The organism is Mesorhizobium sp. M7A.F.Ca.US.007.01.2.1, from assembly GCF_003998165.1.
Lineage (GTDB): Bacteria > Pseudomonadota > Alphaproteobacteria > Rhizobiales > Rhizobiaceae > Mesorhizobium > Mesorhizobium ciceri.
On record NZ_RZQP01000039.1, the window covers coordinates 1 to 12,887 of the forward strand.

Genomic DNA, 12,887 nt, shown 5'->3' on the forward strand with positions numbered 1-12,887 from the left:
GGCCTGCACCGGCTGGAAGCGGCAAAGTGGCTCGGCGAGACCGAGATCGAGGCCTATCTGGTGCAAGCCAAGCGCCACTAAGGCTTTGGCCCATCGATCACTTTGTCATCCTCGGGTCTCCGCGACGGAGCTGCGTTCGTGCTCCGCCCGTGGATGACGAAGGTGAGTGACGCCTCGGGTCAATCGAAACGGTGTCGCAAAATTTTCGCTGGCCGATGTCGGCTTGCGGTTCATCGGCTCGTCCTTGGGACGGAAGCCAGATCAAACGCAGGACGCCATCATGACCACCAAGCTCGACATCGCCCCCACCAACGACCGCGAACTGGTTCTCGCCCGCATCATCGATGCGCCGCGCGAGAACGTCTATCGCTGCTGGACCGATCCGAAACTGATCACGCGCTGGTTCTCTCCAAAACCGTGGACGACGCCGCGCGCGGAGATGGATGTGCGCGCCGGTGGCTCGAGCCTTGTCGTCATGGCCAGCCCGGACGGCAACGAGTTCCCCAACCCAGGTGTCTTCCTCGAAGTCGTTGCCGGCAGGAAGATCGTCCTCACCGACGCCTACACTGAGGCTTGGCAGCCTTCGGAAAAGCCGTTCATGACCGTCGCGCTGACCTTCGAGGACGAGGGCAACGGCAAGACCCGCTACATCGCTCGGGTCAGGCACTGGAGCGTCGCCGACCGCGAACAGCATGAGAAGATGGGGTTCCACGAGGGCTGGGGACAGTGCGCCGACCAGCTCGAAGAACTCGCCAAAACGCTTTGATCCGCATAACGCCTTGATATCGACAGGAGAGGAGATCGATATGTTCAAAACCCTGTTTTTCGCCATTTTTGCTTCGGCCGCAGCACTGCTTGCCTGCCCGGGCATCATCAATGCAGAGGAGACAAAACCTGCCATGACGACTGAAACGAATGCACTGCCGAAGCCGGAAAAGTCCGGCCTTCTGACGATCAACGGCCTGAACTACTACTATGCAATCTATGGCAAGGGCGAGCCGCTGCTTCTGCTGCATGGTGGTCTTGGCACCACGGATATGTTCGCGCCGATCCTGCCGAAACTTGCCGAAAACCGCACCGTCATCGGCGTCGACCTGCAGGGTCACGGCCGCACCGCGCTGGGTGACCGACCATTCACCGTGGAGGCGATGGGCGACGACATGGCCGCCATCGTCAAGGCGCTCGGTTACAGCCAGGTCGATGTCATGGGCTATTCGCTAGGCGGCGGCGTCGCCTTCCGCATGGCCGTCCAGCATCCCGAAGCGGTGCGCCGCCTCGTCTTGGTATCGACCGGCTACGCCACGGACGGCTTCTATGACGAGATGCGTCCGCAGCAGGCACAGGTGAGCGCAGCCGCGGCTGAGTTCATGAAGGACACGCCGATGTACAAATCCTACGTCGCGGTGGCGCCACATCCGGAGGAGTTCCCGAAGCTCCTCGATGCGCTGGGCGGCTTCATGCGTCAGAACCGCGATTACTCGGCCGATGTCGCCAAGCTGAAGATGCCTGTCATGCTGGTCTATGGCGACAGCGATATGTATAAGCCCGAACACGAGATCAAGTTCTATCAGATGCTCGGCGGCGGACTGAAGGACGCCGGCTGGATGCGCGAGAACTTGTCGCAGAACCGCCTGGCGATCCTGCCCAACCGCACCCACTACGATGTCTTCTTCGCCCCGGAGCTGACGGCCGCCGCGCTGCCGTTCCTAAACGGCCAGACCAAGGTCAAGACCTGGGACGAGGTCGTCGGCGAAATGGAGTGAACGCCAAAACCGCCGGCTGTTGGCGGGCAGCCGGCATTCCGTGGCTCCATGACGGCTTTCGGCGTCATGGCTTCATCCCAACTCGCATCAGCACAAGCGATGACATTGCATCAAAGCTTTTCAATTGACCCAATCGGCCCCGCCGATACGTTGCGCGCCTATTCTCTCCCACCAGTGGATCCAGACAATGGCAAGATATGAGGGCGGATGCCTGTGCAAGGCGGTGCGCTACCGCGCGGACGCGGCTCCCATCAACGAACGCGTCTGCCACTGCCGGCTTTGCCAGAAGGCGATCGGCGCCGCCTTCAACGCACGCGTGCTGTTTCGCATCGAGGACGTGACGATCGATGGGCCGCTGGCGACTATAGGCTCTTCACCGGATCTCAAGCGCGGCTTTTGCCCGAGCTGCGGCACAACGCTGTTCTCCCGACGTGATTCCGCAGGGATTATCGGCATCACCACCGGTTCGCTCGACGATCCCACGGTTTTCAAGCCGCAAATGCATATTTTCACGGCCTCGAAGCAGCCTTGGCTGGTGCTTGATGACGGCCTGCCGAAATACGAAGGCGCCCCTCCGCCAGGCTAATTTTTCCCTTCTCCCCTTGTTGTGGAAGAAGGTGGATCGACGCGCAGCGCCAGGGGAAGGGAAGAGCGCAAGCATGGCCAAAATTTAATCCAAATCGACACGAGATAGCCGGCAAAGCGTCATTGGCGAGCCATCTTTGTCGTCCTATTTAAGGGTCGCGGGTACGGCATTCGAGGAGACGACGGATGAACGACAGCATCAGCACCCTGGACGAGCTTTTGAGAGATCCGATGGTCCTGCTTGTGATGGAGCGCGATCGTGTGCGTCCCGAACAGGTGCGCATGCTGCTCGAACGGGCTCGCCGGCCTTCGACCGATGAGCCCGAAGTGCCGCCGGCGCATGTGATCGCCAGGACATGCCAGAAACTCTGGCTCTGCCCGTAGTCGCTTTGCGATTTTCCCTGTGTGCCTCAAGCCGGCCCCAAGGTGGGCCGGTTTTCGAACGGCGTGCACCTCGGCGTGCCAGCTTACAAATCCGTAAATTGATTATCCGGCCCATGACGATAAGGCTTGCCCGGGATTGACCGATGGTCGGTCCACGCAACTCCGATCTCTCATGCACGGAATTCGATTTTGGCCGATATCTGCACCCAAGGCCTCGACACGGGCTTCGTCGGCCTGGGGTTCGCCAAGGTGGCGTTCCTCGGCGTGGTGCAAGGCATCACGGAACTGCTGCCAATTTCCTCGACTGCCCATATGCGCATCGTGCCGGCCGTGCTCGGCTGGCAGGATCCTGGCTCCGCCTTCTCCGCCGCCATGCAGCTTGCGGCCCTTGCCGCGGTGGTCAGCTATTTCTGGAGCGACGTCAGGGATATCCTGTTTGGATCGCTCGACGCTCTGGCGCGACGCGATTTCGCCGACCGGCATTTCAAGCTGGCGCTCTGGATCGTGCTGGCGACGATCCCCATCGTCATCGCCGGCGTTGCGCTGTCGGGCCTGCTCAACGCCTGCAATTCGCCGCTGCGTAGCCTGACGGTGATCGGCTGGGCCTGCATCGCCATGGCGATCCTGCTGGCGCTGGCCGAGATCTTTGCCCGTCACCGGCGCAGCATGGGCGATGCGTCGCTGACCGATGCGCTGCTCGTCGGTATCGCCCAGATCGGCGCGCTTGTCCCCGGCGTCTCGCGCTCGGGCTCGACCCTGACAGCGGCACTGGGGCTCGGCTTCAAACGGGCCGAAGCGGCGCGCTTCTCGTTCCTGCTCGGGCTGCCTGCCATCGCGCTCGCCGGCCTCAAGGAACTCTGGGAACTGCACAAGGTCCATCTCGACGCCCATGGCTGGTCGGTGCTTGCTGTCGGGCTGGTCGTCGCGTCGATCTCCGCCTTCTTCGCCATATGGGGGCTGATGCGCGTGCTGGAGCGTTTCTCGGCTTGGCCGTTCGTCATCTATCGCGGCCTGCTCGGCATCGTCTTGTTGTCGAGCGTCGCCATGGGATGGCTCGTCTAAGGCAGTTCCACAGTATCGCTTGAAACGGGCTATATCCGTACCGGACCTCGAACTTCGATTCCGGTACGCACATGGATTTTTTGACCCTCCTGCAATCGGTGCCACTGTTGCTGGCGATGGCCAAGGGGGCGCTGCCGTCGGTGGCGGCGCTTGGCGCGTCGTTCGGCCAGTGGGTTGTCTCGCTGCCACCATGCCGGGACTTCACCTTCGAGGCGACCAGCTATCTCGTTTGCGAGGTCGATCCGAAACGATATCAGCTCGAGCTGTTCTGGAAGGATGCGGCGGGCAAGCCGTTTCAGTCGCTGCACAATCTGCATGCCGCGCAACAGGCGATCGGGCGCACGATGCTGTTCGGCATCAATGCCGGCATGTATCACCCGAACCTCGCGCCGGTCGGTCTCTATGTCGAGCGCGGCCAGGAGATGGCGTCGGTGAAAACGGGTTCGGGAAGCGGCAACTTTTCCCTGCAGCCAAACGGCATTTTCTACATACGCGACGGCAGGGCCGCGGTCCGCGCCACCAGGGACTTCGTGAAGAGGCGCCCGACCGTCGACTATGCGACGCAATCGGGGCCGATGCTGGTGATCGACGGCAAGCTGCATCCGAAATTCCAGGCCGACGGCACTTCGCGGAAAACCCGCGACGGTGTCGGGGTGCGAAAGGATGGCGTCGCGGTCTTTGCGATTTCGAATGGCACGGTGACCTTCCATGCCTTCGCCCGGCTTTTCCGCGACGCGCTCGGTTGCGATAACGCGCTGTTCCTCGACGGCACGATATCCAGCCTGTTTGCGCCTGCCATCGGCCGCAAAGACGACTACTGGAATCTCGGGCCGATGATCGGCGTCTTCAGGAAATCCTGAGCCAGTTTCCACCGCGCTTACCCGCATGCGGTATGGCGAAAAAAACTTGATTCAAACTTTATTGGTAATTTCTCATTCATAACTGATCCGGTTTGTCCGTCGGCTGTCGTTTCGCCCTCGGTCTGTTGTGTTTTGAGTACAGGTCCAGATGCGGATTCCGGGCGTCGTCAGTTTTTTGATAGCATCGCTATGCCTTGCCGGCTGCTCGTCAACGGCCGGCGTCGATGCGCTGGATTTGCAGAAACCCTCCAACGAGACCACCAGTTCCGTGATCCGGCCGCCGGCACCGATCGCCGCTGCTCCGGCGGCAAGGGGCAACAGGGCGGCAAGGGCCGGATTGGCTCCCATGTCTGACAACGGTCCGGGGGAAAAAACGCGCCCGTTCGGCTTGGCGGAGGAGGAAGAGACGGGGGTGTTTGCCGCACCTGATGCGCCTGATCCCCAAGTGCCTGATATCGGCGGGCTGCCGGTCGAGCCGGCAGCCTTGGTGTCGCCGCCCAAGCTATTGACCCGCGCGGCACCGGCCATGCTTGCCGGGCCGCTCACCCGTTACGGTTTTCGCGACGCCAAGCCGATCAATTTCGGCAAGGGTTCGCCTCGCCGCCTTGCAGTGCACGGCGTCGACGTCTCGCGTTGGCAAGGCAACGTCAACTGGGACAAGCTGCGGGCGCAGGGCGCCAACTTCGCCTACATCAAGGCGACCGACGGTGGCGACCACCTCGATCCGATGTTCATGAAAAACTGGCGCAACGCCGACGCCGCCGGCTTGAAGCGCGGCGCCTACCATTTCTTCTACTGGTGCCGCACGGCGGGCGAGCAGGCGGACTGGTTCATCCGCAACGTGCCCAGGGTCGAAGGCGCGCTGCCGCCGGTGATCGACGTCGAGTGGAACGGCGAGTCCAGCTGCAAGCGGCGGCCGTCGCGCGAAAAGGTGCTGGAAAAGATGCAGGTGTTCATGGACAAGCTGGAGCGCTATTACGGCCAGCGGCCCATCATCTACACCGCGCCCGATTTCTACCGCGACAATCTCAGGGGCGAATTCCTCGACTATCCGTTTTGGCTGCGTGCGGTCGCCCAGCATCCGTCAAAGGTCTATCCCGGTCGCAAATGGCTGTTCTGGCAGTATTCCGGCTCCGGCCTGTCGCACGGCGTCACTGGCCGCATAGACCTCAATGTCTTCCATGGCGACGAACGGCAATGGCGCGCCTGGGCCGGGGGCCGGCAGACGGTAGCCGACGCCAACTGAGACAAGCTATCAGGCTTGGCGTCGTTCGCTTTCTCGGGTGTCCGCCGATCCTCGACCTCTTCGCCGCTCCCTTCAGGACCCGCTCACGCGGCCTGCTTGACCAGCGTGCGCTGTCGGACCATTTCAAGCGCGATATCGGACTGCTCGATGGACACGCTTCCGCCGGCAGCATTCGCTGAGGAAAGTGCCTGGCTCTTTGACCAACAAGGACGCATGGGAGGAAAAGATGGGTGTGTCATCGGAGGCTCTGGCACAGAGCCGTCAAACGATCAGCGCTTACGAGGATTATGCGGAACAATATGATGCCATCGTGCGCCATGTTCCCAACGAGAGGGAGCAGGCATCGCTCAAGCGCCTGGTGGCAATCGCCGGCACAGGTGGCCGGATTTTGGAAGTCGGGTCCGGAGCCGGATACGATGCGGATTTTCTGGAAAATTTGGGCGTCAAGGTTCGGCGCACCGACGCCACCAAGCGGTTTCTCGAGCTGCAGGCCGCGCGTGGTAAGCATGGCGAGTTGCTCGATCTCATCACCGATGATCTCGGCGGCCCCTACGACGCGGTCCTTGCCCTATGCGTCCTGATCCACGTGCCTCGCGACCAGACCGACCAGGTGCTTGCCAAGATAGCCGGGTCGCTGCGCCCGGGCGGCGCCTTCCTCGTCTCGATGCGCAATGGCGACGGCGAGAGATCAGGCGAATATCACATGGTCTACTGGCGCAGGGACGACTTCGCCGCCCATCTCGAAGGCGCCGGGCTGGTCCTTATCAGGGACGATTTCAACGTCGGCCGCAATAGCGAAGAATGGAACACGTTCCTGGCCGTGAAGCCTGCATAACGCGGCGTGGGCTGTTGCCGTTTGCGCTGCTCAGCCTTTTCAGATTTGCGAAAATACAAGACATTGCCGCCGCCATGCTGTCTATGTGCGGGTTCCTGCACTCCTGGGGGGAGACGAGTTGGAACTCAAGATCATGCTTGTCGGCTTTGCCTGCGTGGTCGCGGGCGCGCTGTCGTTCATCACCTTCATGAAATGGCGAGAGGTGAAGGCACTCAGCCGCTGGCTGCCGACGCCGGGAAAGATCATCTCGTCGCGCGTCGAGGCACGCGAGGTCAGAAGCTCGGGCGTTGGTTCGGACAGCACTGATACGACCGAAATGCGCAATTTTCCGGCGATCACCTTCGAATACAAGGTCGGCGGCAAGAAATTTCAAAGCTCGCGCTACAGCGTGAAGGAGAATTTGGGGAATTTCGAAGTCACCGAAACCCTTGCCCAGTTTCCCCGCGGCGCGGAGGTGACTGTCTTCTACAATCCGGCCGATCCGAGCAAAGCCGTGATCGAGCGCACCATGCCCGAAGGCGCCTTCAAGTTCATGATCCAGCTCTCGGCCGGGCTGGTGGTCGGCGCGCTTGTGCTGGTGTTTTCCGTCGGCGGCGTCCTGGAGGCGATCAGGCCGCATTTGCCCAAGCCGCAAAACCTCGGCGCGGGAGCGCTGCTGCTGTTCATGGGCCTGTTTGCCTTGCGCATGGGCTTCGTCCAGAGATCGCTGGCCGAGCAGGCGGCAAAATGGCCGGTCACTGCCGGCCGCATCGATAACTCGGGCCTGCAGGCGCTCCGAAACCATTCTGGCCATGGTCGCTGGCGCACCGTCTTCAAATCCCGCATCGTCTACTCCTATGACGTCGCCGGCCAGCGCTACAGCGCCGATCGTGTGACCTTCGGCGGAACCGTGACGGCTTCGTTGCCCGGCCTCGTCGGCGGCCAGGCACGGCAGTATGTCGAAGGCAGCAAGGTCGACGTCCACTATGACCCCGCCAACCCCGGCTCGGCGGTGCTGGAATGCCGGGTACGGGGGCTCTGGCTGTTATGGATCTGCTCGGCAGGCTTTCTCGGTGGCGCCGCCTTTCTGGTCGGCCTGGTCTGAGGCGCCGGACGCCTTCAACAGCGGACGAGCGGTCCGCTGTCGAAGCCAGGCCAGGTGAACCGCAGCGTGGCCCCATGCCTGACGATATGGATGACACGCGCGAACGGCTCCTCGATCGACGGGTCGGAACCGTAGCATTGGCTGGCATGCACCACCCAACCGGTCGAGCTTTTGCGAAATGTCGCCTGCTCGCAGCCGAGATCGGGGAACGACAGCGACGCCTGGTCCACTGTGAACACAGTCTCGCGTTGGATGTCGGGAGCCGCGTGGCAGTTCAGCCTGTCGCTAGACCATGTCCCAACATAAGGCGGCGCCGCCAGCGCGGAGCCACCGGCGAATGCGGATATTGCCGTCGTCATCACCAAACGCCGCATCACCACTCCTTCGATCAGTGCGCTCGACCATACAGGCTGGTGGGATTTTGCGTGGACAAGTTTTGTCCAGGAGCGGACAAACGCCGCCGTTCCGGATTTTGCTATGCTTTTGCGCGGATGATGCGACTGTGCGGGCCGACTCAACGCTTTCCCAGAGACATTGGATGATCACCCGCATACTGGCCTTTTTCCTCCTGGGCCTGCTCGGCCCGATGCAGGCGGCCTTGGCAAAAGAATGCCTCCTGAGTCACGCCACCTATCAGGAGCCGCGCTCGGGTGCCGTCGTGCAATTCCGGCCGCTCGCCAACGAGCCGGCGGCGCTGACGGCCGAAGTGTTTTCGCTGGCCGTGCCCAAAGCCGGCACGAGCCTGCCCGCCGACATCACCTGGACCAACGGCAAGAATTCCTTCCCGCTCGGCACCATTCGCCACGCCTGCACCGACGACGACCGGGAAGGCGGCCTGCAGGACGGTAGCGGATTGTGCAGGCTATGGGAGGGCCAGGTCTATGCCTTGACCGGCGGCGGCGCCGAGCAGTTGAATTCGCGCGAAGCGACACCGGCGCCGAGAGGGCTGCTCTTGCCCGGTTTCGGCGTGGCTTTCACCGAAGGAGCCGATTTCGCCAATGCCAATCCAGGCGGTTCGGCCTGGGACGCCTTCATTTTAACAGGATGCAGCGATGAATAGCGTGCGATCGACCATCTGGGCCAGTGCCCTGCTTGCATCCGCGACGATACCAGCCATGGCGGACGAGCCGGCGCCGTCGCGCCCGCCCATCGACAAATGCGCCTGGGAAAAATTGTCTGACAAAACTGTCGGGCTGGCCGCCTGGACGCAGCGCTGCGATTTCGGCTTCCGCCAGATCCATTTCGAATTCGCCGGCAAAGCGCTCGCCATCAAATACAGCGACGGCGGCGCGGCTGACCCTCTTGTCGAGGTCTTTGACATCAAGCCTGGCGAAACCGCCGAGGCTGCGTTGCAGCGCCTGTTCCTGGAAAAGACCGACAAGGCCGTCAGCGCCCGCTGTGTGCTGGCGCCTTACACCGAGGGCACGGTACCCGCCGGCGTCAAACGCTACACATTCAGCCCCGACGCCGCCTATGCGAAAGAGCTGAAAGCACTTGCCAGCTCCGACGAGATTCCCGAACCGCCCTGCGGCGACTGGGGTGAAATGCCTGACGGCATGCAGTATTTCGAGGTGCCCGCGGGTGAGGGGTACAGCCTGCTTTTTGTGCGCATCGGCCAGGACGAGCCATTGTTTGACGAGCAGACGCTACGCGTCTTGCCGAGGGGGTGAGAAGCGCTTTCTCGCCAGGTCAGGCGGATTCGGTCACCGCACCGATCCGCCGGTAGACGAATGCTTCTTCTCTCGAAGGAACTGTGGCAATGCGCTTGGCTTCGTCGATCAGCATTGCCATGCGAGCATGGATCGGCGATTTCGCGCAAGCCGGGTCCGTTGCAGCGGCATCGCCGGCGATCGCCATCGCCTGGCAGCGGCAGCCGCCCCAGTCGATCTCGCGCCGCTCACAGCCGCGGCATGGCTCCTGCATCCAGTCCGTACCGCGAAAGGCATTGAACGCCGGGGAATCGGCCCAGATCGAGGACAGCCTGCGTGGTTCGAAACGCTCGAAGCTGAGCGACGGGATCGTCTGTGCGGCATGGCAGGGCAGTACGGTGCCGTCAGGCGTCACCATGAAGGCGTCCCGCGCCCAGCCGCCCATGCACGGCTTGGGATAGATCGCGAAATAGTCCGGCGTCACAAAATCGATGTTGATGATGCCGGCCAACCGCTCCTGTGCCTCCGCGACGATCTCCGCCTGCCTATCGACCGCTTCACGCTCCGGCATCAGTTGATCGCGATTGGTTAACGCCCAGCCGGCATATTGCACATTGGCGATCTCGAGCCTCTCCGCGCCCAACGAAAGGGCGAGATCGATGAATTCCGGCACCTCCTCGATGTTATGGCGATGGATCGGCGCGTTGATGGTTAGAGGCAGACCGGCCGCGCGCGCGCGGCGTGCCGTCTCCAGCTTCTTTTCGTGGGCACCCTTGTGGTTGCCGATGCGATCCGTGGTCGCCGGCCGCGCGCCCTGAAAGCTCAGTTGCAGATGGTCTAGACCGGCTTCGGCAAATGCCTCGACACGGCCCTCGACGATGCCAACGCCCGCGGTAATCAGATTGGTGTAGACGCCGCGCCCCGCAAGCCCGGCGATCAATTGCTCGAGGTCGCGGCGCAGTGTCGGCTCGCCACCGGACAGATGCACCTGGAGCACTCCGAGATCGGCGGCCTCCGAGAACAGGGCGAGCCAGGTCTCTGTGTCGAGTTCGCGATTGGCCTTGAGCAGTTCGAGCGGATTGGAGCAATAAGGGCATTGCAGCGGGCAGCGATGCGTCAGTTCCGCCAGCATGCCGATTGGAGGGAGGAGGGGCGTGCTCATAGCCTCACCAGCAGCTTGTCCGACCATTCCTGCAGGAAGGCGATGACGTCGGTCGCCACGGCCTCCTGTTCGGCCTCATAATCGGCGGCAAGGCCGGCAATGATGTCGCCGACCGTGGACCGTCCATCGCAGCGTCGCAATATGTCGAGACTGACATCGTTCGGCCAGAATATCTTTTCCGGTGAAAGCACGGCGAATGCCTGCCGCAAGGGATCGTATTGTATGCGCACGTGCTTCGGCAGCGAAGGTACCGATCGCAACGACACCACAGCTCTTTCGCGCAGCGCCGTCATAGGGCTGCCTCGGGCTGGAAGGCGCCGGGCGGTATGTTTCCCCGCTCGCCATAGGCGTGTTGAAGCGCGTCAAGCATGGCCCAGAGTATATCGCATTTGAACACCAGTGCATCGATTGCCTGCTGCTGGCGCTCCGCCGTATCGGCGTGGCTGAGCACGTAGGCAAGGGCGAAGTCGGCGTCACGCGAGGCCTGTTCGGGCCGTTGCTTGAAATAGGCAAGCGTATCCTCGGTGATGTAGTCGTATTTGGCCAGCATTGCCGGCACCCGCTCGCCGATGATGAGTGGCGAAAACATCTCGGTCAGCGAGGACGCGACCGCCTCGAACAGCGTCCGGTTTGTGCAAAAGGAAAGGTAAGCGCCCACCGCGAAGCGTGTCGCCGGCAGTGCCAGCCTTTCGCTCTTCACGGCCTCGGCGTCCAGGCCGAGTGAAGTTGCCAGATACAGCCAGCGCGCGATGCCGCCGCTCCAGCCGTCCTCGCCGTCATGATCCTCGATCCGCTTGCGCCACGCGGCACGAAACGCTGGATCCTCGGCATGTACGAGTATCATGGCATCCTTGCGTGGGATGACCGCCTGATAGCAATAGCGGTTCAGCGCCCAAGCCTTCATCTCGGCCTTCGACAACGCGCCGCTGGTCATCCTGTGGTGAAAGGGATGACGATTGTGATAGCGCTCGGCGCCAACCTGCCTCAATACGGCTTCGAGAGCGCTCGTGGAGAGTCCGCCTTTGGCTGCATCGCGGAAGTCGCTCAAAATTCCATCTCCATACCGTCGTTTGCGATTTCCCAGCCTGCCGCCTTGACCGCCGCGTGCTCGGCGGAATTCTCGTCTAGGATGGGGTTGGTGTTGTTGATGTGGACGAAGACGCGACGGCCGACCTTCACATCGGCCAAGCCCGCAATCGAACCCAATTCTCCCGAGATCGCCAGATGCCCCATGCGCGAGCCGGTTTTCTGACCGACGCCGGCGACGATCATCTCGTCGTCGGTGTAGACCGTGCCGTCGAACAAAAGACAGGCGGCATCGGTGAGACGCGCGCGCAGCCGCGCATCGATGCGCGCGCAGCCTGGGATATAGAAGACGGAGCCGCGGCTGCCGATGCCGGCAATTCGGACTCCGATCGTGTCACCTGCGTCGGAGCTGAAATTGGCATCCGGATGGTCTCTATCCTCCAGATAGAGTGCTATCTTCCCGGGCACGGCAAAGGGCTCGATCATTACGCCGGTATCGCGGCCTTCTGCGTCGCAGATGGCCAACTCTTTCGCCGGCGGCAGGATGCGCCGCGGCACAAGCGCTGGATCGAGAACGTTGAAAATCGAATTCGCCTCCAGCGTCGCCAGAACCTGCGCCGTTGCATAGATGGCGAAAGGCTGCCGCTCGCGCAGGCTGAGCAGTCCGGCGATATGATCGACGTCGGCATTGGTCAGCACCACAGCGCGAATAGGTGTCGAGCGCAGCGGCGCATCGCCCGCAGGCTGTAATTCAGGTGTTGCAGCGATTTGCTGGCGAATGTCGGGCGAGGCATTGAAAAGAACCCAGCCCAACCCGTCCGCCGAGGCGGCGACACTTGACTGGGTTCGTGGATGCACGCTTGCCATGCCGTTGCGAGCCGCACGACTGAGACGGTAGTTGCAGTTCCATTGCGGAAAGCCGCCGCCCGCCGCCGATCCGATTATCCTCAAATGCATGAAAATGCCCGCGCGCCGGCTTCTCTGACCTGCAGGCAATTTGCAGTCACAAACGACAGTCCGCGCGCTTTGCGTGCGTCAAAATCTTTCACGGAAATCCCATGCGGCGAGGGGATGCGCGCCCCTGTCGCCAGGGACGCGCACCTCTGCGGCCTACTTCTTGGGAGTAATTTCAGCAGGCAGATACCGTGAAATTTCGAAGCCAGCGGCAACCTGACACATGGTCGGTTTTTTCCAGTTCTTCTTCATGACATTTCTCCTCTTATACCAGCCC

The 12,887-nt window shown here is 62.1% G+C and carries 17 protein-coding genes and 1 pseudogene; 12 read left to right on the plus strand and 6 right to left on the minus strand.

Annotated features, from left to right (window positions below; translation table 11 throughout):
* The 7 genes and pseudogenes from EN949_RS37240 to EN949_RS10070 all read left to right on the plus strand — a co-directional run.
* Positions 1–81: pseudogene (locus tag EN949_RS37240) on the plus strand (chromosome partitioning protein ParB); the annotation flags it as partial.
* Positions 82–280: 199 nt separating this feature from the next.
* Positions 281–766 carry an SRPBCC family protein gene (locus tag EN949_RS10045; RefSeq protein ID WP_024504356.1) on the plus strand — a complete coding sequence of 162 codons (486 nt, stop codon included), beginning with the start codon at positions 281–283 and terminating at the stop codon, positions 764–766.
* A 40-nt stretch (positions 767–806) separates the two neighbouring features.
* A complete protein-coding gene (locus EN949_RS10050; protein WP_063167839.1) occupies positions 807–1,763 on the plus strand; it encodes an alpha/beta hydrolase in 957 nt (318 codons plus the stop codon).
* Between the two features lie 187 nt (positions 1,764–1,950).
* Positions 1,951–2,349, plus strand: coding sequence for a GFA family protein (locus tag EN949_RS10055; protein WP_013532088.1), 399 nt, complete (start codon positions 1,951–1,953; stop codon positions 2,347–2,349).
* 185 nt (positions 2,350–2,534) lie between these two features.
* Entirely contained in the window at positions 2,535–2,732 is a 198-nt protein-coding gene (locus tag EN949_RS10060; RefSeq protein WP_027162632.1) for a hypothetical protein, read from the plus strand.
* A 189-nt stretch (positions 2,733–2,921) separates the two neighbouring features.
* On the plus strand, positions 2,922–3,794 hold the full coding sequence (locus EN949_RS10065; RefSeq protein ID WP_013532086.1) for an undecaprenyl-diphosphate phosphatase: 873 nt from the start codon (positions 2,922–2,924) through the stop codon (positions 3,792–3,794).
* 71 nt (positions 3,795–3,865) lie between these two features.
* The gene (locus EN949_RS10070) at positions 3,866–4,654 is read left to right on the plus strand and encodes a phosphodiester glycosidase family protein (RefSeq protein WP_013532085.1); all 789 of its coding nucleotides are present in this window, start codon (positions 3,866–3,868) and stop codon (positions 4,652–4,654) included.
* A gap of 72 nt (positions 4,655–4,726) precedes the next feature.
* On the opposite strand, the gene EN949_RS36470 is transcribed toward EN949_RS10070, so the two are convergent.
* Positions 4,727–5,002, minus strand: a complete 276-nt coding sequence (locus EN949_RS36470) for a hypothetical protein (protein WP_164748023.1) — start codon at positions 5,000–5,002, stop codon at positions 4,727–4,729.
* Here EN949_RS36470 and EN949_RS10075 point away from each other — a divergent pair.
* From EN949_RS10075 to EN949_RS10090, 3 genes are all read left to right on the plus strand, one after another.
* On the plus strand, positions 5,001–5,900 hold the full coding sequence (locus EN949_RS10075; protein ID WP_127371385.1) for a GH25 family lysozyme: 900 nt from the start codon (positions 5,001–5,003) through the stop codon (positions 5,898–5,900). The two genes, EN949_RS36470 and EN949_RS10075, sit on opposite strands and share 2 nt — an antisense overlap.
* A gap of 226 nt (positions 5,901–6,126) precedes the next feature.
* Positions 6,127–6,735 (plus strand): class I SAM-dependent methyltransferase, encoded by a 609-nt coding sequence (locus EN949_RS10085; protein ID WP_063170216.1) that lies wholly within the window; start codon positions 6,127–6,129, stop codon positions 6,733–6,735.
* A gap of 118 nt (positions 6,736–6,853) precedes the next feature.
* On the plus strand, positions 6,854–7,819 hold the full coding sequence (locus tag EN949_RS10090) for a DUF3592 domain-containing protein (protein WP_224619575.1): 966 nt from the start codon (positions 6,854–6,856) through the stop codon (positions 7,817–7,819).
* Positions 7,820–7,833: 14 nt separating this feature from the next.
* On the opposite strand, the gene EN949_RS10095 is transcribed toward EN949_RS10090, so the two are convergent.
* Positions 7,834–8,193 (minus strand): hypothetical protein, encoded by a 360-nt coding sequence (locus EN949_RS10095; RefSeq protein ID WP_013532081.1) that lies wholly within the window; start codon positions 8,191–8,193, stop codon positions 7,834–7,836.
* A gap of 164 nt (positions 8,194–8,357) precedes the next feature.
* On the opposite strand from EN949_RS10095, the gene EN949_RS10100 reads away from it, so the two are divergent.
* Positions 8,358–8,879 (plus strand): hypothetical protein, encoded by a 522-nt coding sequence (locus EN949_RS10100; protein WP_013532080.1) that lies wholly within the window; start codon positions 8,358–8,360, stop codon positions 8,877–8,879.
* A complete protein-coding gene (locus tag EN949_RS10105) occupies positions 8,872–9,489 on the plus strand; it encodes a hypothetical protein (protein ID WP_063167841.1) in 618 nt (205 codons plus the stop codon). Before EN949_RS10100 ends, EN949_RS10105 begins: the two co-directional genes overlap by 8 nt.
* Positions 9,490–9,508: 19 nt before the next feature.
* Here EN949_RS10105 and pqqE read toward each other — a convergent pair whose 3' ends face one another.
* From pqqE to pqqB, 4 genes are read right to left on the minus strand one after another with little or no spacing between them, the layout of a single operon-like run.
* Complete coding sequence (gene pqqE, locus EN949_RS10110) at positions 9,509–10,630, minus strand: pyrroloquinoline quinone biosynthesis protein PqqE (protein ID WP_063167842.1); 1,122 nt, start codon at positions 10,628–10,630, stop codon at positions 9,509–9,511.
* Entirely contained in the window at positions 10,627–10,923 is a 297-nt protein-coding gene (pqqD, locus tag EN949_RS10115; protein WP_024504366.1) for a pyrroloquinoline quinone biosynthesis peptide chaperone PqqD, read from the minus strand. Before pqqD ends, pqqE begins: the two co-directional genes overlap by 4 nt.
* Positions 10,920–11,678, minus strand: a complete 759-nt coding sequence (gene pqqC / locus EN949_RS10120; RefSeq protein WP_063167843.1) for a pyrroloquinoline-quinone synthase PqqC — start codon at positions 11,676–11,678, stop codon at positions 10,920–10,922. Before pqqC ends, pqqD begins: the two co-directional genes overlap by 4 nt.
* Positions 11,675–12,613, minus strand: a complete 939-nt coding sequence (gene pqqB, locus EN949_RS10125; RefSeq protein ID WP_063167844.1) for a pyrroloquinoline quinone biosynthesis protein PqqB — start codon at positions 12,611–12,613, stop codon at positions 11,675–11,677. The genes pqqC and pqqB overlap by 4 nt, the downstream gene beginning before the upstream one ends.
* Positions 12,614–12,887 lie beyond the last annotated feature (274 nt).

Excerpts from the sequence above, each read along its gene's own strand:
- pqqE (WP_063167842.1), bottom strand. The coding sequence starts at position 10,630 with ATGAGCACGCCCCTCCTCCCTCCAATCGGCATGCTGGCGGAACTGACG.
- EN949_RS10070 (WP_013532085.1), top strand. The coding sequence starts at position 3,866 with ATGGATTTTTTGACCCTCCTGCAATCGGTGCCACTGTTGCTGGCGATG.
- EN949_RS10105 (WP_063167841.1), top strand. The coding sequence starts at position 8,872 with ATGAATAGCGTGCGATCGACCATCTGGGCCAGTGCCCTGCTTGCATCC.
- EN949_RS10045 (WP_024504356.1), top strand. The coding sequence starts at position 281 with ATGACCACCAAGCTCGACATCGCCCCCACCAACGACCGCGAACTGGTT.
- pqqD (WP_024504366.1), bottom strand. The coding sequence starts at position 10,923 with ATGACGGCGCTGCGCGAAAGAGCTGTGGTGTCGTTGCGATCGGTACCT.
- EN949_RS36470 (WP_164748023.1), bottom strand. The coding sequence starts at position 5,002 with ATGGGAGCCAATCCGGCCCTTGCCGCCCTGTTGCCCCTTGCCGCCGGA.
- pqqB (WP_063167844.1), bottom strand. The coding sequence starts at position 12,613 with ATGCATTTGAGGATAATCGGATCGGCGGCGGGCGGCGGCTTTCCGCAA.
- EN949_RS10055 (WP_013532088.1), top strand. The coding sequence starts at position 1,951 with ATGGCAAGATATGAGGGCGGATGCCTGTGCAAGGCGGTGCGCTACCGC.
- EN949_RS10060 (WP_027162632.1), top strand. The coding sequence starts at position 2,535 with ATGAACGACAGCATCAGCACCCTGGACGAGCTTTTGAGAGATCCGATG.
- EN949_RS10085 (WP_063170216.1), top strand. The coding sequence starts at position 6,127 with ATGGGTGTGTCATCGGAGGCTCTGGCACAGAGCCGTCAAACGATCAGC.
- EN949_RS10075 (WP_127371385.1), top strand. The coding sequence starts at position 5,001 with ATGTCTGACAACGGTCCGGGGGAAAAAACGCGCCCGTTCGGCTTGGCG.
- EN949_RS10095 (WP_013532081.1), bottom strand. The coding sequence starts at position 8,193 with ATGCGGCGTTTGGTGATGACGACGGCAATATCCGCATTCGCCGGTGGC.
- EN949_RS10100 (WP_013532080.1), top strand. The coding sequence starts at position 8,358 with ATGATCACCCGCATACTGGCCTTTTTCCTCCTGGGCCTGCTCGGCCCG.
- EN949_RS10050 (WP_063167839.1), top strand. The coding sequence starts at position 807 with ATGTTCAAAACCCTGTTTTTCGCCATTTTTGCTTCGGCCGCAGCACTG.